Genomic DNA, 25385 nt, shown 5'->3' with positions numbered 1-25385 from the left:
TGAAGCGGCGGTCACGTGCCGTAGATGTTCTCGCAGAACGCGACACTCGCTCCGAGCTTCCGGGACAGATCAGCGGCCGCGTCCAGTTGCGGTCTATCCAGCTCGCCTGATGTATGCGCGGCGCTAAGGCGCGACGCGGGACCGGAAAGCGTCAGCGCCGCCATGAACTTGTCGCCAGCGCCGAAAATCGGCACGGCGAACGCGGCCGTATGTACGTCGCGCGCGCCCGCCGTGAAGATCGGCAGTGCAGGCGGCTCGTCGTAAATCGGTTCGCCGAGTCCCCAGAAGCGGATCACCTGGCTGATGGCTGTGTCGTCGAGCGGTAGCGTCGTTCCCGCGAGCCGCGTTTCACGCAGACCTTCGGACGGCTCCGCCCGGAAAAGGCAAAGCCGCTGCCCGTTGTCGTGAACGTAGTACGATGCGCTCTCCTTCGTCAGCGCGGCCAGCGCGTGCAGCGCCGGCTCCACCACCGTGGACAGATGGAACGACTGCTCGTATAGCTTGCCCAGGTACAGCACGCGATGCCCCAGCGAATAGTTGCCCGATTGCGCGCGGACGACATAACCCATTCGCTCCAGCGAGTTCATCAATCTGTAGACCGTCGTCTTGTGCATGCCGGACGCTTGCGAGAGCATCGCGAGCGACTGCGACTCGGCTCCTGGCTTGAAGCAGTCCAGCAGCGAAAGCGCTTTCTCGACCGCGACGACTCCGTCGTTTCCCATTTCTGCCTCCCGTCATTCGTTCCGCTGCATTGTACACAGTAAAACGATGGTTTATACCGTAAAAGGGTAAACGCTAGTGGCTCGACACGTCTTCGCTGGCTATAGTGATTTCACACCGTACACCATCGTTGTACAGAGTACAACTCACGAATTGAGGTGAAATCCATGAGCACTACGTCCGTCCGTACTTCCGCCATCAATCGCAATATCGAACGCGTGTCGCCTGAGCTGGTCGAGGCCGCTGCCCGCTATCAGGCCGCGATCCTCGCCGACGTCGCGGGCCGTCGCGGCACGCTGCACGGCCGGGTCAAGCCGCTGTCGCCGAACATGAAGGTCGCGGGTCCGGCCGTCACGGTCGAAGTGCGTCCCGGTGACAACCTCGCCATCCATGCTGCGCTTTCCATCGCGAAGCCGGGCGACGTGATCGTCGTCGACGGCAAGGGCGATCTCTCCTGCGCGCTGATCGGCGAAATCATGGCGACGCAGGCAAAGGCGAGCGGCATCGCGGGGATCATCATCGACGGCGCCGTGCGCGACGCGCACGAGCTTGCCAACGGCGACTACCCGGTCTTCGCAGCGGGCCTGAATCCCTGCGGTCCGACCAAAAGCGTCGCGGGACTCGTGAATGCGCCGATCTCGGCGGGCGACACGGCCATCAACCCGGGCGATCTCGTCGTCGGCGACGCGGACGGCGTGGTCGTGATTCCGCGCAACGACGTCGCACGCATCATCGATCTCGCGCAGAAAAAGCTCGACATGGAAACGGCGCGCATCGCGGCGATTCACAAGGGCGATGTGCGTCCGGGCTGGATCGAGAAAGAACTGCGTGCGGCGGGCATGCTGGCAGAAGGCGAGGCGCTGTGATGCAGACGGCTTCGCATCAACCCGTCGTCCTCGTGACGGCTGCCGACCTCGCGCCGCAAGCGCTCGACATGCTGAGCCGGTTCGACGTCGTGTTCGCGGGCAAGCAGCCAACGGAAGACGACATCGTCGCGCTGTGTGCGCAGCACAAGCCTGTCGCGATCATCGTCCGGTACGGCAAGGTCAACGCCCGCATCATGGACGCCGCCGAAAACCTGCAGGTGATTTCGAAGCACGGCAGCGGCATCGACGTGATCGATCAGGCGGCCGCTGCCGCGCGCGGTATCGCGGTGCGCGCAGCCGTCGGTGCAAACGCCGCCGCTGTGGCGGAGCACGCGTGGGCGCTGATTCTCGCGTGCGCCAAATCCGTGCCGCAGCTCGATACGCGCATGCGCGAAGGTCACTGGGACAAGTCCACACATAAGTCCCTCGAACTCGAAGGGCGCACGCTCGGCCTCGTCGGACTGGGCGCGATCGGCCGACGCGTGGCAGCGATCGGCGCCGCGTTCGGCATGAGCGTGCTCGCGTTCGATCCGTACGCGAAGGAAGCGCCCGCCGGGGTGAAGCTGGTGTCGCTCGACGAGCTGTACGCCGCGTCCGACATCGTCTCGCTGCATTGCCCGTTGACGGCGGAGAACCGCCAGATGCTTAACCGCGACACGCTCGCGCAGTTCAAGCGCGGCGCAATTCTCGTCAACACCGCACGCGGCGGTCTGATCGACGAAGCCGCGCTCGCCGGGGCGCTCGCCAGTGGCCAGTTGCGCTCTGCCGGTCTCGACAGCTTCGACGTCGAACCGATGACGAATCCGCATCCGTTCCAGCAGATTCCGAACGCGATCCTGTCGCCGCATATCGGCGGCGTGAGCGATGCCGCGTACGTGAACATGGGCAAGGGCGCTGCCGCCAATGTTCTCGCCGTCGTCGAAGAACACGCCCGCAACGCAGCCTGAAGTACGCAAGAGAAGGTCCATCATGTTCTATCTCGTCTCGCCCGAAGTACGCACAGCCGAAGTCTTCACGCGTATGCCGGACAAATTCCGCAAAGCCGACGTCCAGACCGACTGGGCGCGCGCCAATCGCGGCGGCCTCGCCACGGACTCGTTTCTCGAAGGCCCGGTGTGGGACCCGGCAGGCTATCTGTTCGTGACCGACATCCCGCATGGCCGCGTCTTCCGGATTTCGCCTTCGGGCGAGTGGGAACTCGTCGTGCAATACGACGGCGAGCCGAACGGGATGAAGCGTTTCGACGATGCGCATCTGCTCATCACCGACTATCGCAACGGCCTGATGCTGCTCGACATCGCGCGCGGCGAAGTGCGTCCGTTTCTCGAGCGGCGCAACTCCGAGCGCTTTCGGGGCGTGAACGACCTGACGTTCGATTCGAACGGCAATCTCTACTTCACCGATCAGGGGCAAACCGGCCTGCACGATCCGACGGGCCGTGTGTACCGGCTGTCGGCGGACGGCAAGCTCGACATGCTGCTCGGCAATTGCCCGAGTCCTAACGGACTCGTGCTGTCGCCCGACGAGAAGGTTCTCTTTGTCGGCATGACGCGCGGCAACTGCGTGTGGCGCGTGCCGCTTCAGGCGGATGGTTCCGTCAGCAAGGTCGGGCAGTTCTTTACGTCGTACGGTCCGAGCGGTCCGGACGGACTGACCATCGATACACAAGGGCGACTCTTCGTCGCGAACCCGGGACTCGGTCGCGCGTGGGTGCTGAACCATCGCGCCGAACCCGTCGAAATCCTGACGAGCCCGGAAGGCGCTTCGCTTACGAATCTCTGTTTCGGCGGCGCGGACATGAAGACGCTGTTCATGACCGAGTCGGTTTCGGGAACGGTTCTCAAAGCCGGAATGACGATTGCCGGACCGCTTCCCAAGCTGGCCAGGCGGACCTGAGCGCCCGCTTCACATTAATACGTTGCGCCGACAGAAGCGCGATGGAGGAGCAAACATGACCATGTCGCAAACGCTGCGCGCCGACGGCGCCACGCGGCGCGAAGAGACGCCGCCCGCCCCCGGCATCGCGAGCGAGGACTACGCGGCCAGCGAGCGCACGCTCGCCAAGGCATTCCGGCGAATCCTGCCGTTCATTTTCATCTGCTACGTCATCAGCTATCTCGACCGGACCAACGTCGGGTTCGCCGCGCTGACGATGAACAAGGATCTCGGCTTGACGGCCGAGCAGTTCGGCTTCGGCGCAGGGCTGTTCTTCGTCGGCTACTTCCTGTTCGAGATTCCGAGCAACCTGATCATGCAGAAGGTCGGGGCGCGCGTGTGGATCGCACGCATCATGATTACGTGGGGCCTCTTTTCGATGGCGACGGCGTTCGTCGTCGGCCCGAAGAGCTTTGCCGCCGCGCGGTTCCTGCTCGGTCTCGCCGAAGCGGGCTTCACGCCCGGCATCTACCTCTATTTCACGCACTGGTTTCCGGGCAAGTGGCGCGCGAAGGTCACGGCCGCGTTTCTCGTCGGCATTCCCGTTGCGAACATGATCGGCTCGCCCGTTTCAGGCTCGCTGCTGGAACTCGGCGGCTGGCACGGGCTGCGCAGCTGGCAGTGGCTGCTGCTGATCGAGGGCGTGCCCGCTGTGATACTCGGCATCGCCTGTCTGTTCGTGCTGGCCGATCGCCCCGAAAAAGCGAAGTGGCTGAGCGACGAAGAGAAGTCGTCGCTGGCGAAGCGCCTCGCGCTCGAACAGGGCGATATCGGCGCACGTCACGGCAGCAATCTGCGCGATGCGATGACCAACTGGCGTGTGTTCGTGCTCGCGTTCATCAACTTCTGCGGCATCGTCGGGTCGCTCGGCGTCGGTCTGTGGATGCCGCAAATCATCAAGCAGTTCGGCGTCGAGCACGCGGTCGTCGGCTGGCTCACGGCGATTCCGTATGCAATCGGCGCGGTCGTGATGCTCTGGTGGGCACGCGTCGCGAATCGCTCGCAGAACCGCATTCCGTATGTCGCTGGCGCGCTGGTCGTGGCGGCCGTCGCGTTGTGCGCGAGCACGTTCATCGATATGCCCGTGCTCAAGCTGGTCGCACTCTGCTTCACGGTGAGCGGCATTCTCGCTTTCCAGGCGACGTACTGGGCCATTCCGTCCGGCTTCCTCACCGGGCGAGCCGCTGCCGGCGGTCTCGCGCTGATCGTGTCGGTGGGCAATCTCGGCGGCTTTGTCGGTCCGTCGATGATCGGCGCGCTCAAGCAGTTCTCGGGCGGATTCACCGTGCCGCTGCTCGCCGTCTCGGGCGTGCTGCTGCTCGGCGCGCTGACCATCGCCTGGCTCGGTGATCCGGGCGCTGACGCAGGCGAGGCGCCTTCGGCTCACAAGGTTTGATCCACGCATTCAAAACCAATCCATAAACACTGTCTGGAGACTCCATGCTGTTCAAAAAAGCCAGCTACAACGTCAACACGAACGCCCGCCTGATGTTCGGCGCACTCGCAGCCGCAGGCGTCAGCCTGTCGTGCGGCGCCGCGCATGCGCAAAGCAGCGTCACGCTGTACGGGATCGCGGACGTTGGCGTCGAGCACATCAACAATACGAGTGCTGGCGGCGCACAAACGCGCGAAGTGTCGGGCAACCTGTCCGGTTCGCGCTGGGGACTGAAGGGCGTCGAAGACCTTGGCGGCGGCATGAAGGCCATTTTCCAGCTGGAGAACGGCTTCAACATCAATGACGGCACGACCGCGCAATCGACCAGGGGTCTGGGTGCGAACGCGACGACGACGGCACGGCTGTTCGGCCGGCAGGCGTGGGTCGGTCTTTCGTATAAAGGCCAGCAACTGACGTTCGGCCGGCAGAACTCACTGCTCTACGAACAGGCGGTTGCGTTCGATCCGATGGGTGCGTCGTCGCGCTACTCGGTGCTGTCGCTCGACTACGCGATGGCCGCGCGGATCGACAACTCGGCGAAGTACACGGGCGTATTCGGCCCGCTGACGGCGCAGGCGATGTACAGCACGCGCTACGACACGGGCTATGGCGCCGAAGTGCCGGGCGCGCAAATCACCGGGCGCTTCTTCAGCGGCGCGTTGACGTTCGCGCAAGGCCCGCTCGCGGCGAGCGTGTCGTACGAGCAGCGCAACAGCAACACGGTCGCGACCAACACGGGCACTGAACGTCGCGCGACGGCAGCCGCTTCGTACGTGATTGGACCCGTGAAGGGCTTCGCGGGCTACCGCTATCTGCGTGCGTCGAATGCGTTCCTGCCTGTGAACCCGATTGTCGTTGCAAACGGCTCGGAAGCGAGCGCTGCGAACCTCTACTGGGCGGGTGCGCAGTACTTTGCTACGCCAGCGTTCGTTCTGACGGCAACGGCCTACTACCAGGACGTGCATTCGACCAGCGCCGACCCGTGGCTCGCCGTGCTCTGCGCAGACTACCTGCTGTCGAAGCGCACCGATGTCTACGCGACGGCCGGCTTCGCGCACAACAAGGGCGGCTCGGCGCTCGGAGTGAACGGTTATGGAACGGTCGCAGCCGGGCACAACCAGACGGGCGTGGTCATCGGCATGCGCCAGAAGTTTTAAGAGGCGATTGTCATGCAGATCGTCCACGCGCCTCATTTGCCCGTCCGTCCCGAGTGGCTCGCGCTGCGCGACGAGCCGGTGCTCGAACCGGCGCTCGCCATCGTCGATGCCCATCATCATCTGTGGGACCGCCAGACCGGGCGGTATCTCGCGGATGAGTTCGGCAACGATGTGGCCAGCGGGCATCGGGTCGTGTCGACGGTCTACGTGCAATGCCGCTCGATGTTGCGACATGACGGCCCCGAGGCGATGAAGCCCGTTGGCGAAGTGGAGTTCGCCAACGGCATCGCCGCGATGTTCGCGAGCGGCGCGTATGGACCGGCGCGCTGCTGCGAGGCGATCGTCGGCGGCGCGGATCTGACGCTGGGCGCGGAACTCGATGCCGTGCTCGAAGCAATGTTGCAGATATCCGGCGGTCGCCTGCGCGGCATCCGCAATCCGCTCGCGTGGCATGCGAGTCCCGACGTGAGTTCGAGCCCCGTGACGCCGCCGTGCGACCGGATGGCGAGTCCGGTTTTCCGGCAGGGTGTGAGGGCGCTGGGCCGTTTCGGCCTGTCGCTCGACGCGTGGGTCTATCACACGCAGCTCGACGATCTGTATGACCTCGCACGTGCTGCGGAGCACGTGAGCGTCGTCATCGATCATTTTGGCGGTCCGCTGGGCGTCGGTCCACATGCTGGTCAGCGCCCGGCCGTTCATGCCGAATGGAAGCAGAAACTCGCGCGCCTCGCGAGCCTGCCCAACACGCGCATCAAGCTCGGCGGCGCGGGCATGAACGTGTTCGGCTTCGACTTCGCTGCGCGCGAGCTGCCGCCTTCGTCCGGGGAACTGGCTTTTGCGTGGCGGCCGTATTTCGAAGTCTGCGTCGAACTGTTCGGCGCGAATCGCTGCATGTTCGAGAGCAACTTCCCCGTCGACAAAGGGATGTTCAGTTACGGCGTGCTGTGGAACGCCTTCAAAAGACTCGCGTCCGCGATGTCCGCCGATGAAAAAGCCGCGCTCTTCAGCCGGACTGCGGCGGCCACTTATCGCCTCGCGATTCCCGGAGACAACACATGAAGACGACGAGCGCAACTGTCGCGACAACCGAATTCAAGGACGGCGCCGAAGCAAAGGGATTGAGAAACATCACGGGTACAGAGTGGCGCTCGCTCTCGCTCGCAGGACTCGGCTGGACGTTCGAAAGCTACGACTCGTTTCTGCTTTCGCTTCTTCTGCCGACGCTCGCCCTTCAGTTCGGCTTGAGCAAGGCGCAACTCGGTCTGTTCACGAGCATCACGGCGGCGGGGCAGATCGTCGGCGGCATTCTGTTCGGTTATGTGTCGGACCGGTTGGGACGCGTGCGCACCGCACTGCTCTGTGTCGGCATTTATTCGCTGTTCTCGGGCCTGATTGCGTTCGCGCCGAACGAGCACTGGTTCGCGACGTTGCGCTTCTTCGGCGCGTTGGGCATGGGCGGCACCTGGACGGCGGGCGCCGCGCTGATTGCCGAGACATGGCACGCGAGCCGGCGCGGCAAGGGCGGCGCGCTGATGCAGATGGGCCTGCCCATCGGCGCGATTCTGGCCATCACGATCTCAGGCATCGTCAGCGGCGTGAACGATGGACTCGGCGGAAACAGCTGGCGTCTGCTCTTTCTGATCGGAGCGTCGCCGTTCTTCATTCTTTTCTGGGTCGCAAGAAAAACGCCTGAATCGCCGATCTGGCTGGAGCGCAAGCACGCAAAGGCGTCGGTTCAAAGCGCCAACGCGGCGAGCGGCGACAAGCTCAATGTGCGTGGACTGCTGACGGCCTTCGCTTTCATCTTCTTCCTGCAGTACCTGTACTGGGGCGTCTTCACGTGGACACCGACGTTTCTCGTCACGGTGAAGCACCTCGACTTCGTGCATAGCCTGAAGTTCGTGCTTGCGCTGCAGTTCGGCGCGATCAGCGGATTCCTGCTGTTTTCGGCCTTCGTCGACCGGCTCGGCCGACGTCCGATGTTCCTTGCCTATCTGCTGGTCGGGGCGGGGGCCGTGGGCGTGTACATCCTGTCGTCGGATGCACTGCTGCTGATGGTCGCGATCTTTCTGACCGGCTTCAGCGTGAACGGCATTTTCGCGGGGACGGGTCCGTTCCTCGCGGAGATTATCGGCAACACGGCATCGCGTGGATTCCTGATGGGCCTCGCGTATAACGGCGGCCGTCTGGGCGGCTTTATCGCGCCGTTGATCATCGGTGCGCTCGCGTCGACGTCGGGGGGATTCGTGCTCGGACTCGCGACCACCATCGTCGCCTTCGTCGCCGCAGCCGTCGTCGTATTCTTCGCGCCCGAAACGCGCGGCAAGGCGCTGTCATGACGATGGCCGCACAAACCGGCTTCGTCAGCAAGCTGTTTCCAGCGCTTGCCGAGGCATCGCTGCGACGGTATCTGAGCGGGCAGGTCGCGTCCGTGCTCGGAAGCTGGACGCAGAACGTCACGCTGAACCTGCTCGTGTATCACCTGTCGGGGTCCGCGGCGATTCTCGCGCTGCTGAACTTCTTGCTGTACGGACCGCAGCTGATCGTCGCGCCGATCGCCGGCTCGCGGATCAGTTCGGCCAACGCGAAGCGCGCGACGCTGTGCGTGCTGACGGCATCGCTGGTGCTGACGGGCAGTCTCTTCACGCTGTCGCTGCTTGGCGTGCTCGGCGTGAAACTGATACTCGCGCATGCGCTCGCCATCGGCGTGTCGAGTGCAGTCGAGACGCCCGCGCGTCAGGTTCTGCTGCTTACGAGCCTGGAGGATTCGACACATACGTCGAATGCCGTCGCGATGAACACGATGGTCTATAACGTCGGCCGCATGGTCGGCCCGACGATTGCGGGCTTCGTCTATCCGACGCTCGGACCCAGAACATCGTTTGCGATTTACGCGTTGGCGCTCTGCTTCATGGCGACGTGCGTGCGTTCGATCAGAACGGCCTCGGCGGCGCGGCCCGCGCGCGCGGACAGCAGCCTGCGCGACGCGGTCGGCTACGTGATGTCCGATGCGTTCTCCGCGCGCTATCTGCCGGTACTTGCGTGCGTCGGCCTGTTCGCCGGCAGTTACCAGACGCTCGTGCCGCTGCTCGCGGACCAGGGGTTCCACGACGCGGCGCGCTTTACGGGCGTGTTCTTCGCGTGCGCGGGCGCGGGTTCGTTGAGCGCGGCGATTCTGCTTTCTTCGGCGATCGGCCCGTTGGCGTCGCGGAGATTCATCGCGTGGGCGCCGTGGACGGCCGTCGCTGCCCTCGCGTTGCTCGCCGCGACGCCGGAGGCGGCAGCCACGATACCCGCCTTTTACACACTCGGCTTCAGCCTCACGTTCGCGGCCACCTCGACGAACGCGACCATCCAGCGGCAATGCCCGGAACACGTGCGCGGCGGGCTCGTCGGCATGTATGGGATGGCCTACAACGGCACGATGCCATTCGGCTATCTGCTCGTCGGGACCGCGTCCGAAGCGCTAGGCGTACGACACACCTTCGCAGCCATGGCAGTGGTGCTTGCCAGCGGCGTCATCGCCGTCATCGCGTGGCAACGATTCACGAATCAGCGCGCAGGCGCACAATAATCGGAGACAACAATGCAAACTGGATTCATGGACAAGTCCGCGATCGAGCGCCGGACCATACGAAAGGTCGTCTGGCGACTCATTCCCTTCCTGATGGTGTGCTACCTGCTTGCCTTTATCGACCGGGGCAACGTGGGCATGGCCTCCCTTCAGATGAATCACGACCTCGGCATGTCGGCGAAGGTCTTCGGCTTCGGCAGCAGCCTGTTCTTCATTTCCTATTTCTTTTGTGAAGTGCCGAGCAATCTCGCGCTGCAAAAGTACGGCGCGCGGATCTGGATCGCGCGGATCATGATTACCTGGGGCATCGTGTCGGCGGCGACCGCGCTGGTGCATAACGCGACGTCGTTCTATATCCTGCGCTTCCTGCTGGGCGCCGCCGAAGCGGGCTTCTTTCCCGGCGTGCTGCTGTATCTGTCGTACTGGATTCCGGCTTCGTATCGGGCTCGCATCGTCGCGACGTTCATGGTTGCGATTCCGGCCGCGAGCTTTATCGGCTCGCCGATTTCGGCGCTGCTCCTGCAGATGGACGGGTTCTGGGGTTTGCGCGGCTGGCACTGGCTATTCATTCTCGAAGGCATTCCGACGGTGCTGCTCGGCGTTGCCTGTCTGTTCATGCTGACCAACAAACCGGAAAACGCGAAATGGCTCGACGACGACGAGCGCACATGGCTCGTCAACGCGCTCGTCACCGGGCACAACGCGCCGAAGAAGGTACCGTCGCTGCCCCTCGCGCAACTGTTCCGCAATCGCTATGTGCTGTGTCTCGCGCTCGTCGATACGTGTGCGTCGGCGGCGGGCAGCACGCTGTCGGTGTGGCAGCCGCAACTGCTCAAGTCGTTTGGACTTTCCGTCATGCAGACGGGTTTGCTGAATTCGGTCCCGTACGCAGTCGCTTCCGTCCTGATGGTCTACTGGGGCCGGCGCTCGGACCGTCTGGGTGAACGTCGCTGGCACACCGTCGTGCCGATGCTGCTGATCGGCGTGGGCCTGTTCGCGACGTCGCTGAGCGGCTCGCTCCTGCCGACGATCTGCATGCTGTGCGCGGTGCTCGTCGGCGCCTATTCGTTCAAGGGCCCGTTCTGGGCGCTGGCTACCGACATGCTGTCGAACAGCGCCGTGGCGGCAGGTCTCGCAACGGTCAATGCGATCGCGAATCTGCTCGGCGGCGGATTGATGGTGAACGTCTACGGATGGGTGAAGGATGCGACGGGGAGCTACGCGCTGGCGTTGATGCCGCTCGCCATTCTCACGCTCGTGAGCGTCGCGACTTTGTTGCTGCTCACGCGCAACGGTTCGGCAAACCGTCTCGCTGGCAAGACGGAGACCATCTGAGCATGAGCAACGCTACGAGACGCGAATTCCTTCAGTTCGCCGGCGCCGCGCTGATGTCGGCTGCGCTGCCGAAAGTGGCAAGTGCCGAAGAAACGTGGTCGAGCGGCACGGAACGGCCGGCATTCATGCTGCCCGAAGGCGCCATCGACTGTCACATGCATATCTACGACGACCGGTTCCCGGTTGCGCCGGGCACGACGCTGCGTCCGCCGGATGCGACGGCCGCTCAGTACCGGCTTCTACAGACGCGGCTTGGCCTGAAGCGCAACGTAGTTGTCACACCGTCGACGTATGGAACGGATAACCGCTGCACGCTCGAAGCCATCAGGCAGTTCGGCGGCAACGCGCGCGGCGTTGCCGTCATCGACAGTTCGGTGAGCGATGCGGAACTGCGGAGCCTGGACCGGGGCGGCATTCGTGCGATTCGCTTCAACCTGAGCTACCCGGGTGCGACGACGCTCGACATGCTTGCGCCGCTCGCGGCGCGCATCTCTGATCTCGGGTGGCATATCGAACTGGTCGTGCAAGGCGCGCGGCTGCCTGAACTCGAACGTCACCTGTCGGCGCTGCCTTGCGCGCTTGTGATCGACCATATCGCGCATGTTCCGCAACCCGGCGGGCTGTCGTCAGACGCTTTGCGTACCGCGCGACGTCTGGTTGAAAAAGGCAAAACGTGGATCACATTGTCAGGGCCGTACGTCGACAGCAAGACGGGTGCGCCCGCGTATGAAGACGTTGCGCCCGTCGCGAAAACGCTGATCGACATGGCGCCGGAGCGGATGCTCTGGGGGAGCGACTGGCCTCACCCGACGGAGAAGACTCACAAGCCGGACGACGCGAGCTTGCTGGACACGTTCGCGGGTTGGATAGGGCGCCCGGACTGGCAGCATCTGATATTCGTCACCAACCCGGCGAAGCTGTACGGGTTCGTGTGATGCCGCAAACCGGCGACCGTCGCTATCGGATGGTCCCGGATGCCGCAATCGTCATCGCATAGAATGGGTTGTCACTGGCTTTCGCGATCGATTCCTCGACGGCGATCGGAGAGCCCTTCAAGTATCGCGACAACTCTTCTAGGGACGCTCTCAGTGCCATGTCAACAATCACGAAGCTTCGCACCCTGCGTATCGCGGAAAGACCCAATCTCATCTGGGTCGAAGTCGAAACCGACGAAGGACTGATTGGCCTCGGCGAAACGTTTCGCGGCGCGCAGGCGGTGGAAGCCGTCATTCACGAACAGGTCGCGTCACAGATCATCGGGCAGGACTCGCGCCGCATCGATGCGATTTCCCGTCAGTTGCTCAACCCGTACGTGGGGTTCCAGGGAGCGAGCGCGGAGATACGGGCCGCGAGTGCGGTCGACATCGCCTTGTGGGACATCAAGGGGAAACGTCATGGCATTCCCGTCCACGAAGCCATTGGCGGAGCGAACCGGCTCGAAATCCAGGCCTATAACACCTGTGCCGGCTACTCGTACAACAGCGACAACGCGTCGCGAAGAGTGATCTCCCGGCAAGACGCGCCGCAAGGTCCATATGACGACCAGATCGCGTTCAATCAGGACGCGGGCCGTCTCGCGCTGAGCCTGCTGGAAGAGGGGTATCGCGCGATGAAGATCTGGCCGTTCGACGTCTTCGCGGCGGCGACAGGCGGACAAACCCTGTCGCTTGCCGATCTCAAGAAAGGCCTGGAGCCGTTCCGGAAGATTCGCCAGGCAGTCGGCGACGAGATCGAAGTGATGTGCGAACTGCACAGCCTGTGGGGTGCTTTGCCCGCCGAGCGCATCTGTCGCGCGCTGGAGGATTTCGGCGTGTTCTGGGTGGAAGACCCGATCAACAGGATGCACGACGTCGAGGCGCTGGCGGACCTGCGTTCACGCGTGCGCGTGCCTGTTTGCGGCAGCGAAACGTTGTCTGGAAGTACGCAATTCCGGGAGTTGATGGCCGCCAATGCCGTTGACATTGTGATGGTCGACCCTGCATGGTGTGGCGGACTGACGGAAGCACGAAAGATTGCGGCCATCGCCGAATCGCACCGGCGCGCGCTGGCGCCTCACGACTGCACCGGCCCTGTCACGCTGATGGCGGGACTGCATCTCGCGCTGCATGCGTCCACGGCGATCTACCAGGAGGTCGTTCGCGCAACGCTTTCGACCTGGTATCGCGATCTCGTCACCGAACTTCCCGTTATCGAGCGCGGCATGGTTCAGGCGCCCGTTCTTCCGGGGCTTGGCACTGCGCTTCGTCCAGAGATCAGGCTTCGCGCCGATGCAACGGTCCGGGAATCAGCCTGATACGGCGATTCGGAATCACTTCTGGTGCCCGCGGCGGGAATGAAAAATTCTTGCTTTCGCATGTCAGGACATAGGCCTCCTACCTGATCTCAGGACCGCCAGACAGTCTTGCATGTGAAGCCATGATGCCGATGGTTGTTGCTTTGTGTGTGATTTCGAAGCGGAGCGAACATATCGCGGCTTGCCTGGGCGGGCATAGTCGGCAATCGGTCAACTTGAGACATTGCCCGGTGTACAGGGGCAGTCTTCGAAGGTCACACTTGCCTTTAGTAACGGCCATTCGGAAATAAAACTCGATTTCCGCGTCGTCGACCGAAACAGAGATTCGCTTAAATCATCTCTGCCCGGCGAACGACCGCCTTCTTGAGGAAGTCCGTGGCAGCCGCGACGGTTTGACCAGACGACGCGTGTCGGCCGTTCTTACTGCCGTATGGCTGGTGGCCTCGCGGCCATGCAACGTTGCTATGGCTGGCAAATTGCGTCACGCCGGAAAATCGCCCGCTGCATTCGTCGTCTTCTCGTGTTCGTCCGGCGCGAAAGCGATGCCGTCCTGCCGGCACATGCGGCGCACCGCGCGCCGCGCGGTGATCAGGCCGGAGGGCAGGCCGCCGCCGGGCATCACCCACTGGCCGATCATAAGGAATCTCCGCAGGCCCGGCAGCGTGGGTGGCAATGGTCTTATACCCGTCTGAGGCGTGAGCAACCAGCCTTCCATGCTGCCTTGCCAGTTGCGCGTGCAACGGACAACGGTAGCGGGTGTCGACACGTCGACCATTTCTATCGCGTCGCGCACGCCGGGTATCCACGCATCGAAAAGCGCGATCACGCTGTTCGCCAGGCGCCGCTTTTCCGCTTCATATTCTTGTGGGTCGTGCTCGCTCAACCGCGACCAGTATTCCACGTTGCGCGTCGGCAAGGTGCACGTCACAGCGGTCTTGCCGACGGGTGCGAACGTTGGGTCATAGTGAAACAGCCGGAAGGCAATCTGATGTAGCGCTGTTTGCGGATCGACTTCAAGGGGCGAGTCAAGCAGCCTCATAACGTATCCGCACTGCTGCGAAAGATCGCGTGCCACGCCGAGGCTCACCTGCAGGAACGAAGGGAACGTCTTGTACGTGCGATAGACGTGGGCCATGCGCGGCCCGACATACCGACCGTCGAGCAGATCGTAGATCGTCGTGTGCCCGTCGGCGGCGGAGAGCACCCAGTCCGCGTCGATGCGCTCGCCATCGTCAAGCGTCACACCCACCGCCGTGTCGTCTTCCACGAGGATCTCCTTTACGCTCGCACCCGTGCGCAACACACCGCCGAGCTGTTGCAGGTTATGTGCGATCGGACCAATCACCGCTTGCGAGCCGCCCGTAGGGTAGCCGGCATTCCGGTTGGTGTTCCACGCAAGTGCGAAAACGAGCGCAAGCACAGCAAGCTGTGCATTCTCTCCTTCGCCGAAGAAGCCCCGTAGCAAGGGATCGCTAAATCGTTTGCCATAGGCTTCGGACGTGATGTGCGAGAGGCTTTGCAGAAGAGGCACGCGGCGGAGAAATTGCAGCCCGGTCGCGAACCGGTGCTGCCACGTGCCACCCTGCGATGGCAGCGGGCAGTCGCTCAGGCTGCGGATGGCATGCACGAAGTGGCGGATGTGTGCTTCGTCCTGGGGGGCATGCCGTAGCAGCTCCGCTTCGAGCCGTTCGAGATTCGAGTAGATGGACAGACGCTTGCCGTCTTCGCTTTCTACACGCATCCATTCTTCGGGATAGACGAAGTGCATGCGGTCAATGTCGAACACCTCTCGCCATAACGTGTACATCGAGTCGTGCTGATTCGACCCAAGCAACCAGTGCAGACAGGCCTCGAACGTATACGCGCCACGTTGCCAGCTGGTGGCGAGTCCGCCGGGACGTTCGTGCTGCTCGAGCACGGTGACCGCGTACCCGCACTTGCGGGCGTAAACAGCAGCGCACAGGCCGGCAATGCCGGCGCCGATGATGACGACTTTCCGGGGAATGGGACTCATGGCGGCGACTCCTGCGAGGTGAGGGAGCTAAGGGAGTAGATGAATGTATGGGAATGGAGACATCCACCACCCGTCGACCAATGTGCGGCGCAGTTCAGTGCTACTGTTGATCTGTATCAAGCGCAGAGCGAATCCGGTTGTGTCTCGCCGGATGACCACTTTCGTGTATTCCTCACTGGCATATTGTTCAGATGAAATACAAGGACTATTACGCGATCCTGGGCGTTGAGCGTATGGCTGCTCAGGAGGACATCAAGCGCGCCTATCGCAAGCTCGCGCGCAAATACCATCCGGACGTCAGCAAGCACACCGACGCAGAGGATCGTTTCAAGGAACTGGGCGAGGCCTATGAGGTACTCAAGGACCCGGAAAAGCGCGCCGCCTACGACCGCATGGGCACCCACTGGCGCAGCGGAGAAGAGTTTCAGCCTCCCCCGAACTGGGATGAAGGTTTTGAGTTTAGTGGTGCCGGTCAGCAGGACGCCACGCATTCAAGTCTCAACGAGTTTTTCGAAGCAATGTTTGGTGGTGCGCGAACGGCGCATGCACAGCGCAGGCCCTCGCACGCGATGGGAGAGGATCACCACGCGAAGGTGTTCATCGATATCGAGGACGCCTATCGCGGAGCAAAACGCTCGATCTCCCTGCAGTTGCCGGTTATCGATGCACACGGTCATGTCTCGCTGCAATCACGTACCTTGAATGTGTCGATTCCGAAGGGCGTACGGGCCGGGCAGCACCTGCGGCTTGCCGGCCAGGGAGGAACGGGTATCGGGGACGGGCCAGCGGGGGATCTCTACCTGGAAATTGCGTTTCGCGAGCATGCGCGCTTTCGCGTCGATGGCGCCGATGTCTCGCTCGACTTGCCGGTAGCGCCATGGGAAGCGGCGCTTGGCGCGCATGTAACAGTGCCGACGCCCGATGGATGGATCGAAATGACCGTGCCGAAGGGCTCGGCAGGCGGCACGCGAATGCGGCTCAAGGGCAAGGGAATTCCCGGGAATCCGCCCGGCGACATGTACGCGATCTTGAACATCGTATTGCCGCCAGCCGACACCGATTCGGCTAAAGCAGCATACGACACGATGCGGCAAGCATTCAATTTCGATCCGCGTGCGCGATTTTATGGGTAGTTCATCATGAAAGAATTTGAAGCGAGCTGTCTGTCGGCTCAGATTGTCGATGAAAACGTTGAGTTCACGCTCCTCGAGCTGAGTCGAGCGAGTGGCGCATCGGAAGAGGAAATCATGCTGTGGGTTGCTGAGGGCGCCTTCGAGCCGAAAGGCGCCGCGCCGCAGACATGGCGGTTCAGCGGCGCCTCGCTGCGGCGCGCGCACACCGCATTTCGGCTGGCTCGCGATCTTCAGATCAACGCACCGGGCATTGCACTCGCGCTCGATCTGCTCGACGAAATCGAAGCGCTGAAGATTCCCTCAAGACGCTTGCGCCACAATTGAACAGTGGCGAAGGCGCACGATCTTTTTGCGGTGGTGTTCCTCAATCCGCTCGATCACGTCGGTGAGGAATCGCAGTGGTTCCAGCATATATGGACCTTTGTTGTGCTTCACGCATTCGGCGCGGCTGCCCATCGCCGCGTCGCTGACCTCGTGAAACCGCTTGGGATGTACATGGCGCGTGCGGCCGACGGGCGAAGCACCGTTGCTTGCACGGCCTGGTACAGCGACGTCCTGATCCACACAGGTGCAGTTCAGGCCCATCATGCCGAGACGCGCAAACGCGCGATGCAGCGTCGTCGTGGGACGCGCATCCAGAGCGACTTGTGCGTCCTTACGCCAGTGCGCCGCATCCGCGGTGGATGGTGGGATAGCCTCGGTCTGTGGCGCTGGCTGGGCATCGGAGCCAGCATCGCCGCGCTTTCGCTGCTAGCGGTGAATCTCGTCGTGCTGCGCGAGGTGCAGCAGTCTGTCAGGGCCGTGGTTCAGCACGGTCACCTCGTCGCGAGGATTGCGCGCAACGACGGGGTCGCGTACTGGACGGCAACGATCGGCATCAAGCATGCGAGCCTAGTGATCGTACCGGCCGTGGTCCCATAAGTCGCCGCAGACCGTTCGCCGGAACTCTGGCTGATTCCACCGGGCACGAAGCCGATTCCGCTAAGCGTGTTCGCGGCTGACGCGCCTGTCTCGGTGTCGTTGTCGCCGCAAATGGTTTCGCTGATAGGCACGAAAGCCATCCTTGCCGTGTCGTTGAACCGCGGGGCGGCTCGCCAACGGGCCAGCCCACAGGCCAGATACTGGCCTCGGGCGAGTTGAATCCGACGTGATGTGCGCTTCAAGGCAGGCGGGGGAGGGGCAGAATTGAAGACCGTGAATGGGGAGATGTTGATGTTCTCGGAGAATGGTCCGCACAACATCACGGTTGCCGATGAGTCGGGACACACGGCCAACATGTCAACGTATGACGTGATGCAGAGCAACGGCGTCATCATGGTCGTCGACAAGGTGCTCATGCCACGGTGACATTGCGACGAAAGGAGGTGCTGCCATTCTGGATTCACCGATCGAACTGTGGCCGGTTTGCAGTGTCGACGGAAGGCAGGCCTCCAATCGACGCATTGAACACATCGAGGACGCCTCCCTCGCGAGAGGTACCTCGCTGCCCACTTCCGCTCGCTGTTCGAAGCATTCAGAGCGATCAGTCATGCAACTGCTGCCGGATACCCGTGGCGATCCTTCCTGCTGAGTCCTCGTTCGATTTCGATGCACATCTATCGAGGAACTGGCAGGCGTTCCGTGTGGTGCAACCGCGGCTGCGCTGGCAAAGTGGCTAGACTGTTGATGCTCCGACTGGAGACGCGGCCCTCGAAGTTGTTGTTGCGATCTGCCTCCGACTCGCACCCGGAAAGTGATGTCTTGGGCGGTCCTGATCAGAAGCCCTGCATTGCGCTCGTCGAATGTGCGATCAAATGCACGACGCCAAAAATGCAACCTCCAACACACGCGGCAAGAAAAACCGCTACGAAGGGGAGTGCCACGATGTTGATGTTCGCGAAGTCGGCTTCGTGCGATGCGCGCTTGCGCACGCCAAAGAAGGCTGACAGAACGATACGGACGAGACGAAGGATTTCCATGGTGCTGCTCCAGTTGATTTACGTGGACGATGATCGGCGCATCCACGAAATGGAAACAGCAGCAGATTCGCGCAAAACCATGTAAGCAGGGGTGTCAATTCGTCGCATCGAGACGAGTTGGAATCTCCTGGTCGCTCTTTCACGTTGACCGACCGAGGCACTCGACCTTTATCACAGTACGAAGCTTGCGGATTTCGCCCCGTCCTGATGTTGATGCCGGATGTGGTCGGCAACAGCGTACGTATCCCAGCCGCTCATTCTGTGCCCGCTCGGTGAAGTTGCCGCCAGTCGCCAGGCGTCGCTCCCATCCGCTGAGTGAATACCCGTCGAAAGGCGGACACCGACTGGTATCCGACAAGATCTGCAACTGCCTCGGTGGACGAAGTGGATTTCCGCAGAGCATTTGCCGCTGCGCTCATCCGGATATCGGTCAGCAAATCCATCGCGGAGCGGCCGAGGCTGGCCTGGAAATGTCGCCTGAATGTCGCGCGCGACATGCTGCAAAGTCCGGCCAGTTCAGAAAGCGTCCATGCTCGAGCCGGGTCGCCGAACATGGCAGCGGCCGCAGGCGCCAGCCTCGGGTGGGCGGCCAGCGCGAGCACACCCGTGTGTGCTTGACCAGCCTCACCGGCCGCCCGTAACGTCAACGCAAATAGGGCGGACGACAGCGCGTTTAGCACGGCGCCGCTGCCCACTTCGTCGTCCATCGCTTCGGCCCGCATCAGCGCGACCAACCGGCTCAAGCGCTCCGCTTGCGGCAGACTGTGTGTGGCGGCGGCGATATCTTCGGTGCGAACCACGAGTTCCAACGGGAGGTAGCTCCGGATCAGTCGATCATGAGGCGGCGCGACGACAAATCGCCCGCACAACATGTCGAATGCTTCGCCATCGCCGCTACTTTCGTTGACAAGGAGACTGCCCGAACTGCGGACCTTGGTCGGTCCCGGTGTGGCGCCGCTGCCGTCGCGTAACACGTGCGCGGAACCGTGCGGCAGTAAGGCGATGTCGCCGGGCCGCAATTCGCAGGTTGCCCCGCTATCCGAGTTCTCGAATACGGCTCTGCCGGTCAGTACAACGTGGTACGGCATCTCCTGCGCTCCGGCCTGGGCGTATTCGATTGCCCACGGGGCTCGCATTGCACAGCGAACCTCCACTTTTCCCGTTATGGTCACAAGCTCCATGAAACGGGTTAGCCAGTCGGTCTGATCTTGCATATCGGACCTCCCTTTTTGATCGCGGTAAGACGACTGTCAGCATTCATTCGCCGTGTCCAACGAGCCTCATAAGCTCGTTCCGCAGCGCGACGACAGACTTTTGCACTTTAATGAACTTGTCCGGTGTCAGGCCAGACGCCTCTGAGAGATTTGTCGTCATGGCCTTTTCGCACAAGCGCCGGCCACTTTTTGTCAGGAGGATCCGCACCTGGCGTTCGTCTTCGGAATCACGCTGCCTTCGCAAATAGCCCATCGCCTCAAGTTTTTTCAGCATCGGGGTAAGCGTGTTCGATTCGAGGAAAAGTGTTTCGCCCAGTCCACCGACGGTCTGATTGTCTGCCTCCCACAGTGCAATGATCGTGAAGTATTGCGTGTAAGTCACCCCAAGCTCATCGAGTATCGGCTTGCATGCCTTGCCGAACGCCAGGTTCGCGGAATAGACCGCAAAGCATAGGAAATCGGAGAGCGTGAGATTGCCAGGTGCCCGTTGATCGGTGGGTTTCATCTGTATCCTCCTGGACTCAAGGCCGACGTTTTGCAAGCCTTACGAAAGATCATCTGACGAACGACAATAAACCCGGAAAGCGAATCGCTTCAGTCAGGCTCGCGATACAGAGCGTCAAGTCTGTTGCCGTCCTGATCGCGCAGGTAGGCGAGATAGAGGCTGCCGTATGCGGTCTCACGCCCCACCGGGCGGCGCTTCAACCGAAGTTCCGCCATTGGCGACCCCGGCGGCATGCCACTGGTCGACCTGCTGAGTGGACTGGCCGGCAAAGCCGATCGCGTTGTTGCCGACCACTACGTGACTGAACATTGTGTCCATCCTGCGGAATAAATAAACGACGACCCGTCCGCTGCTGTGGCCGACGCGCACGAAGAGCGGCAATGCGCGGCGGCCCCCGTTGGAGAGGAGTTGACGGTCAGGCGGTGTGCGACGAGGGTAGTGCGCCCCTCATCCGATCACACCGTGACGATGTTCGTGACGACCTCAATGTTGCCGCGCACCGCCTTCGAGTAGGGGCAGATCTGATGGGCCAGGTGAGCGATTGACTCCACGATTTTCTGCTCGATACCCGGCACACGGACAGTGAACCGAGCGCCGAGGAACCAGGCGGGACCGGTCTGCCCGATGTTGACCTTGATGTCCACGGAATAGTCGGGCGGCAGCGTTACCTTCTTTAGCTGGGCTGCCATCCCGAACACCGTGGTGTAACAGGCCGACCAGGCACCAGCAAACAACTGCTCGGCCCGTGGGTGCGGCTCGGTGCCGACGAACTGGAGGTCTTCGACACCGGGCGCCGTCAGTTTGAGGTCATAGACACCAAACTCGCCGCGCTGGGCGTCCGGATTGCGATTGACGGTGACGTGCGTGTTGCCTGAAGTGAGGACTTTCTCGATCTTTTCCATGACGTATTCCTTTTACCGATGAATGTGAGGCTTGTATAAATCGCTATCGATAAGATCGTATGCGATTAATAATACGAGAGCGAAAATGCGGTGGGGATGTTGTGCGAACCCGGGGCAATTACGATTACGCCGTGACCACGTTGAGGCCGACCTCGATGTTGCCGTGGACAGCCTTTGAGTAAGGGCAGATCTGATGGGCGAGAAGCGCGAGCGATTGGACGGTTTCCGGTGCCAGACCCGGTGCGTGGACGGTGAATTGCGCGCCGAGGCAAAAGCCTTCACCGACCGAGCCGATGCTGACGTGGATGTCGACGGAATAGTCCGAAGGTAGCGTGACCTTCTTCATCGAGGCCGCGATCTCGAACGCGCTGATGTAACAGGCCGACCACGCGCCCGAAAACAGCTGTTCAGCTCGCGGGTGCAACTCAGTGCCGATGAAATCGAGGCTTTCACCGCCGAAAGCCGACAGTTCGAGGTTGAGAACGCCGTGCTCGCCAGGCTGGATATCGAGGTCGTGATTGAACGTGGCGTGGCTATCGCCTGAGAAGAGGACTTTATCGATCGTGGTCATGTTGAACTCCTTCGATATGTGGATAGGAGTCGCCACTTTAAATTGAGGTGTCGCGCTCGCCGAGTCGCGAATGGTTCAAAGGCGTGCTCGAAATGATCAATTCGCGACAGCCGGTGTCGGCGCATGACGTTTGCGGTCCCATGAACGGCTGCTGGGCGCACGGTCATATTTCCGGGAACGGGTTATAGGGCCACACTGCGCAAGCCGTGTCCAGGCGCTTTCGTAAGCGTGAAATGAGTGAGCCGAGCGCTTTCACGAATCTCCTCTCACCGGCTTCGTGGTTCGGCTAGGAGCGTATGAATGTCAAGAATGGCGGAGGAGGCAGCCGCCGGTGCCGTCGGTGTGAGCGCCCAATACGGGGCGTCGGCTTCCGTATCGCGCCATCGGGCAGCGGTCGGTCAGAAGTAGCGCATGACCGAAACCGCGCCGACTTTCAACCAGCTCGCGCTATCAAGGTTGGAACACCGCATGGCTTCTCAACGATTTTGGTCTCCATAACCAGCTCGCTGGCGAGGTGGAACTGGCGGTTGTCCAAGGGACGAACGGGGACGTAAAGGAAGAAAATCCCCGCTAGCGCTTGATCCTGCGGGATTGTTTGGAATGCAACGGATACGGCCGGAACAAGCTTTGGTGCCCAGGGCGGGACTCGAACCCGCACGCCTTTCAGCGCTACCCCCTCAAGATAGTGCGTCTACCAATTCCGCCACCTGGGCAAGGGGCCGCAATTGTAGCGACTAATCCAACGGTTTAAAAGGGGGTATGTAGTGCGCGCAGGTTCGACGGCGATGGCAACTCGAGCATCGAACCTGCATCGCCTTATCGCGTCCGTTTCGCGCGCGGCCTGGCTGCCGCATCGGCGTGTGGAATGCCGGCTTCCTGCGGGACTTCGCTTTCTATCTGACGCTTGTCCGATTGCTCGATGTGCGGGGGCGAACTGTCCATGCCCTCGGCCTCGATCTGACGCCGGGCCGTGTCCCAATACTCGTCGGCATGTCGCTTCGGATCGTCGTCACGCTCCCAAAGTTGATATGCACGTTCGCGAATACGATCGTCGTTGCTGCGTTCGCTGCCGGCTTCAGCCATCTCGCTCTCCTCGGTGAACAGCACGGGTCAATTGCGCGGGGTCAATTGCGCATTGGCACTGAGCATCCGCGATGCCTGAAGCCGAAGCGGTTGCTGCGAGTGTCGCGCGAGTCCTTCAGCCGATACTTTCGACGGCCACGCCGGCCCGCTCGCTTTGCTCCGCCTTGCTTCGCGGACCCTCGATGCCAAAGTGCTGCGCGAGCGTATCGACGACATTCTCCGCCATGCTCCGGCGCGTTTCGTCCGTCGCGGAGCCGATATGCGGCGTCAGCACGACGCGGCGGTCGCGAATCAATGCTTCGGGAACAAGCGGTTCGTGTTCGAAGACGTCGAGCGCGGCGCCTGCGATTCTGTTTTCAGCCAGGGCCGCGATCAGTGCGGGCTCGTCGACCACAGGACCGCGCGCAATGTTCACGACGAACCCGCGTGGTCCCAGCGCATCGAGCACGGCCGCATCGACGAGATGATGCGTGGCGGGAGAAAGCGGACAGGTCAGAATCAGCATGTCGCAATCGCGCGCGAGGCGGACGATGTCGTCGTAGTAGGGCAGGTCGACGGGTTTGCGCGACGGGCCGAAATACGCCAGCGTCGAGCCGAATGCCTGCAGGCGATGGGCGATCGCCGAGCCGATCGTGCCCAGTCCGACGATGCCGATCTTCATCCGTGAGATCGATCGTCCGAGAGGATATTGCCCGCGTGCAGGCCATTCGCCCGAGCGAACGAAGACATCGGCGTTGATGAAGTCGCGCGTGACGGCGAGCGCGAGACCGACGGCTGCATTCGCGACGTCTTCGGCAAGAATGTGCGAGGTGTTTTCGATCCGGATGCCGCGCGTCTTCGCGGCCTGCACGTCCAGGTTGTCGAGTCCTGCGCTGTAGCTGGAGATGATCTCCAAAGCAGGCAGTGCGTCGAGGAACGCTGCGTCGATCTTCGTTTTGCGCAAAGCAATGCCGCGTACGCGATGGCCGTGTTCAGCGAGAAACGTAGACGCCGTTGCGGAGTCTTTCGGCAGATCGAGGACGTCGAACAGCGCACGGAGTTCTGCGTGGGTCCGCTCCGGCAATTCGGCTGCGTTGAGGATGACTGGCTTGAGCGTGTCCGCTTGTTGCATAACCTGGTTTCCATAAAATTTGCCCGGCGCATGTGTCGCCACGCCGGGCCTGGCGTGTTGCATCGATGTCAGCGTCAACTCATCTTCACGCGCTGGATGTTACCCATGAACAGCAGGTAGACGACGGCTGCGACGAGGCAATGCGCGGCGACGAAGTAAAGTCCGACCGTGTAGCCGCCCGTTGCCTGAACGATGTAACCGAAAGCAATCGGCGTGACAATGCCGCCGATGTTGCCCACGCAATTGAAGATTGCGCCCGCCAGCCCCACGGCTTCGCGCGGCGCCGTATCGCTGACAATGGCCCACGTGCCCGCGCCCGCAGCCGCACCTTTGCCGAAGAAGGCCAGCGTCATGAGTCCGACGATCGCGACATTGCTTTCCGTGAAGGCCGACAGCACGAGACAGCAACCCACCAGCATGCCGACGATATACGGCGTCTTGCGCGCCCACGACACGCTCCAGCCGTGACGGATCAGCATGTCGGAGATCGCGCCGCCCGCGATGCCGCCGAGAAAGCCGGCCACGGCGGGAATCATCGTCGCGAAGCCCGCTTGCATCACGTTCATCCCGCGCGCCTGCACGAGGTAGATCGGGAACCACGTAATGAAGAAATAGCTGAGCGCGATCGTGCAGTACTGGCCGATATACGAGCACCACAACATGCGGTTGCCGAGCAGCGTGCGCGCCATCGGCCACGAGACGGCGGGACGTGCCTGCAATTCATGTTTCGAGTCGATATCGATCATCGCGCCGCCTGCCACGATGTGATCGAGTTCCGCGCCGGAGACGCGCGGATGATTGCGCGGTTCGTGCATGACAGCGGCCCACAGACCAGCCGACGCGATGCCAATGAGCCCGAGCGCGATGAACGGCGCGGGCCAGCCGAATTTCGCCGTGAGCCAGCCAGCGAAGGGCGAGAAGATCGCCACGGCGAAGTAGGACGCCGATGCGAACAGAGAAGTAGCGAGTCCGCGCTCTTCCCTCGGAAACCACATGACCGCAACCCGGCCGTTCGCGGGAAAGCTCGGCGCTTCGATCAGGCCGAGCGCGAAGCGCAGCGCGAACAGCAGCGCCAGCGCAATGGAGAGATCGGACGTGACGTTGCCGATGAAGCCGACGAGCATCGTCGCGATCGACCACAGAATGAGCGTCGCGCCATACATCTTCTTGGTGCCAAACCTGTCGAGCAACAGGCCGCCCGGAATCTGGCCGATCACATAGGCCCAGCTGAACGCAGACAGCACGTAGCCCAGCTGCACGTGATTCAGGCCGAACTGCTTCGAAATGCCCGGCCCCGCGATCGACAGAATGGCGCGGTCCGCATAGGCGACCGTCGCGAGCAGCAGGATCGTCGCGAGGATCGAGTAGCGGGTGCGCGTCATGCGATCGGACGCGGTGGATATATACTGGGTCGTTCGGTGTGAAGCCATCGATATCTCCTCCTTGGTGCCTCTGAACAGGTCGCAAGAATGGGAACGCGAACGACGTGCTTCGATGCGCTGATCGGCGCGTATCGTCCGGTTCTTCTATGTGTTTGTGTCTGCATTAAACCGGCGGCACCCAAGACCGTCAACCTTGA

The 25385-nt window shown here is 62.1% G+C and carries 23 protein-coding genes, 1 tRNA gene and 3 pseudogenes; 14 read left to right on the top strand and 13 right to left on the bottom strand.

Translation table 11 applies throughout. The annotated features are described in order from the left end of the window. Positions 1 to 11: 11 nt before the first annotated feature. Positions 12 to 722: an IclR family transcriptional regulator gene (locus FRZ40_RS39750; RefSeq protein WP_028365915.1), complete on the bottom strand. Its 711-nt coding sequence runs from the start codon at positions 720 to 722 to the stop codon at positions 12 to 14. A gap of 165 nt (positions 723 to 887) precedes the next feature. Between FRZ40_RS39750 and FRZ40_RS39745 the strand changes: the two genes are divergently transcribed. From FRZ40_RS39745 to FRZ40_RS39695, 11 genes are all read left to right on the top strand, one after another. Then, positions 888 to 1586 (top strand): RraA family protein, encoded by a 699-nt coding sequence (locus FRZ40_RS39745; protein WP_028365914.1) that lies wholly within the window; start codon positions 888 to 890, stop codon positions 1584 to 1586. Then, entirely contained in the window at positions 1586 to 2533 is a 948-nt protein-coding gene (locus FRZ40_RS39740; RefSeq protein ID WP_147237942.1) for an NAD(P)-dependent oxidoreductase, read from the top strand. The genes FRZ40_RS39745 and FRZ40_RS39740 overlap by 1 nt, the downstream gene beginning before the upstream one ends. Positions 2534 to 2555: 22 nt before the next feature. Next, complete coding sequence (locus tag FRZ40_RS39735; RefSeq protein WP_147237941.1) at positions 2556 to 3482, top strand: SMP-30/gluconolactonase/LRE family protein; 927 nt, start codon at positions 2556 to 2558, stop codon at positions 3480 to 3482. Positions 3483 to 3537: 55 nt separating this feature from the next. Beyond that, a complete protein-coding gene (locus FRZ40_RS39730) occupies positions 3538 to 4917 on the top strand; it encodes an MFS transporter (protein WP_147237940.1) in 1380 nt (459 codons plus the stop codon). Between the two features lie 44 nt (positions 4918 to 4961). Next, positions 4962 to 6113, top strand: a complete 1152-nt coding sequence (locus tag FRZ40_RS39725) for a porin (protein ID WP_147237939.1) — start codon at positions 4962 to 4964, stop codon at positions 6111 to 6113. 12 nt (positions 6114 to 6125) lie between these two features. After that, positions 6126 to 7172 (top strand): amidohydrolase family protein, encoded by a 1047-nt coding sequence (locus FRZ40_RS39720; RefSeq protein WP_147237938.1) that lies wholly within the window; start codon positions 6126 to 6128, stop codon positions 7170 to 7172. After that, entirely contained in the window at positions 7169 to 8452 is a 1284-nt protein-coding gene (locus tag FRZ40_RS39715; RefSeq protein ID WP_028365908.1) for an MFS transporter, read from the top strand. The genes FRZ40_RS39720 and FRZ40_RS39715 overlap by 4 nt, the downstream gene beginning before the upstream one ends. Next, positions 8449 to 9687 carry an MFS transporter gene (locus FRZ40_RS39710; RefSeq protein WP_147237937.1) on the top strand — a complete coding sequence of 413 codons (1239 nt, stop codon included), beginning with the start codon at positions 8449 to 8451 and terminating at the stop codon, positions 9685 to 9687. Before FRZ40_RS39715 ends, FRZ40_RS39710 begins: the two co-directional genes overlap by 4 nt. A gap of 12 nt (positions 9688 to 9699) precedes the next feature. After that, positions 9700 to 11022 (top strand): MFS transporter, encoded by a 1323-nt coding sequence (locus tag FRZ40_RS39705; RefSeq protein ID WP_147237936.1) that lies wholly within the window; start codon positions 9700 to 9702, stop codon positions 11020 to 11022. 2 nt (positions 11023 to 11024) lie between these two features. After that, on the top strand, positions 11025 to 11957 hold the full coding sequence (locus FRZ40_RS39700; protein ID WP_147237935.1) for an amidohydrolase family protein: 933 nt from the start codon (positions 11025 to 11027) through the stop codon (positions 11955 to 11957). A 68-nt stretch (positions 11958 to 12025) separates the two neighbouring features. Beyond that, on the top strand, positions 12026 to 13315 hold the full coding sequence (locus tag FRZ40_RS39695; protein ID WP_338048195.1) for a mandelate racemase/muconate lactonizing enzyme family protein: 1290 nt from the start codon (positions 12026 to 12028) through the stop codon (positions 13313 to 13315). A gap of 481 nt (positions 13316 to 13796) precedes the next feature. Here the strand turns inward: FRZ40_RS39695 and FRZ40_RS39690 are convergent, their stop codons facing one another. Beyond that, on the bottom strand, positions 13797 to 15329 hold the full coding sequence (locus tag FRZ40_RS39690) for a phytoene desaturase family protein (protein ID WP_147237934.1): 1533 nt from the start codon (positions 15327 to 15329) through the stop codon (positions 13797 to 13799). Between the two features lie 191 nt (positions 15330 to 15520). Between FRZ40_RS39690 and FRZ40_RS39685 the strand changes: the two genes are divergently transcribed. Together FRZ40_RS39685 and FRZ40_RS39680 are read left to right on the top strand one after the other, a co-directional pair. Then, the gene (locus FRZ40_RS39685; RefSeq protein ID WP_147237933.1) at positions 15521 to 16462 is read left to right on the top strand and encodes a DnaJ C-terminal domain-containing protein; all 942 of its coding nucleotides are present in this window, start codon (positions 15521 to 15523) and stop codon (positions 16460 to 16462) included. A 6-nt stretch (positions 16463 to 16468) separates the two neighbouring features. Next, positions 16469 to 16786 (top strand): chaperone modulator CbpM, encoded by a 318-nt coding sequence (locus tag FRZ40_RS39680; RefSeq protein ID WP_147237932.1) that lies wholly within the window; start codon positions 16469 to 16471, stop codon positions 16784 to 16786. Between the two features lie 210 nt (positions 16787 to 16996). Here FRZ40_RS39680 and FRZ40_RS45575 read toward each other — a convergent pair. Beyond that, positions 16997 to 17086 (bottom strand): annotated as a pseudogene (locus FRZ40_RS45575) (GNAT family N-acetyltransferase); the annotation flags it as partial. A 534-nt stretch (positions 17087 to 17620) separates the two neighbouring features. Here FRZ40_RS45575 and FRZ40_RS39665 point away from each other — a divergent pair. Then, positions 17621 to 17809 (top strand): annotated as a pseudogene (locus FRZ40_RS39665) (fasciclin domain-containing protein); the annotation flags it as partial. 407 nt (positions 17810 to 18216) lie between these two features. Here the strand turns inward: FRZ40_RS39665 and FRZ40_RS39660 are convergent. The 10 genes and pseudogenes from FRZ40_RS39660 to FRZ40_RS39615 form a co-directional block, all read right to left on the bottom strand. Beyond that, positions 18217 to 18420 (bottom strand): DUF2970 domain-containing protein, encoded by a 204-nt coding sequence (locus FRZ40_RS39660; RefSeq protein WP_028365899.1) that lies wholly within the window; start codon positions 18418 to 18420, stop codon positions 18217 to 18219. Positions 18421 to 18674: 254 nt separating this feature from the next. Continuing rightward, on the bottom strand, positions 18675 to 19634 hold the full coding sequence (locus FRZ40_RS39655; protein WP_028365898.1) for a cupin domain-containing protein: 960 nt from the start codon (positions 19632 to 19634) through the stop codon (positions 18675 to 18677). A 43-nt stretch (positions 19635 to 19677) separates the two neighbouring features. Beyond that, complete coding sequence (locus FRZ40_RS39650; RefSeq protein ID WP_147237930.1) at positions 19678 to 20139, bottom strand: MarR family winged helix-turn-helix transcriptional regulator; 462 nt, start codon at positions 20137 to 20139, stop codon at positions 19678 to 19680. 89 nt (positions 20140 to 20228) lie between these two features. Beyond that, positions 20229 to 20421 (bottom strand): annotated as a pseudogene (locus tag FRZ40_RS45570) (VOC family protein); the annotation flags it as partial. A 173-nt stretch (positions 20422 to 20594) separates the two neighbouring features. After that, complete coding sequence (locus tag FRZ40_RS39640; RefSeq protein ID WP_028365896.1) at positions 20595 to 21041, bottom strand: OsmC family protein; 447 nt, start codon at positions 21039 to 21041, stop codon at positions 20595 to 20597. A 124-nt stretch (positions 21042 to 21165) separates the two neighbouring features. Beyond that, positions 21166 to 21612, bottom strand: a complete 447-nt coding sequence (locus FRZ40_RS39635) for an Ohr family peroxiredoxin (protein WP_028365895.1) — start codon at positions 21610 to 21612, stop codon at positions 21166 to 21168. A 628-nt stretch (positions 21613 to 22240) separates the two neighbouring features. Next, positions 22241 to 22325 (bottom strand) — tRNA-Leu (locus tag FRZ40_RS39630). Positions 22326 to 22428: 103 nt separating this feature from the next. Beyond that, on the bottom strand, positions 22429 to 22719 hold the full coding sequence (locus FRZ40_RS39625; RefSeq protein WP_240057474.1) for a DUF2934 domain-containing protein: 291 nt from the start codon (positions 22717 to 22719) through the stop codon (positions 22429 to 22431). A gap of 91 nt (positions 22720 to 22810) precedes the next feature. Then, positions 22811 to 23806, bottom strand: coding sequence for a 2-hydroxyacid dehydrogenase (locus FRZ40_RS39620; RefSeq protein ID WP_147237929.1), 996 nt, complete (start codon positions 23804 to 23806; stop codon positions 22811 to 22813). Between the two features lie 74 nt (positions 23807 to 23880). Continuing rightward, positions 23881 to 25236: an MFS transporter gene (locus FRZ40_RS39615; protein ID WP_028365892.1), complete on the bottom strand. Its 1356-nt coding sequence runs from the start codon at positions 25234 to 25236 to the stop codon at positions 23881 to 23883. Between the last annotated feature and the right edge of the window lie 149 nt (positions 25237 to 25385).

The sequence above is a fragment of the Paraburkholderia azotifigens genome (genome assembly GCF_007995085.1).
Lineage (GTDB): Bacteria > Pseudomonadota > Gammaproteobacteria > Burkholderiales > Burkholderiaceae > Paraburkholderia > Paraburkholderia azotifigens.
Note: the sequence above shows the minus strand (reverse complement) of the source record. Positions and strands in the feature narration are given on the sequence as shown.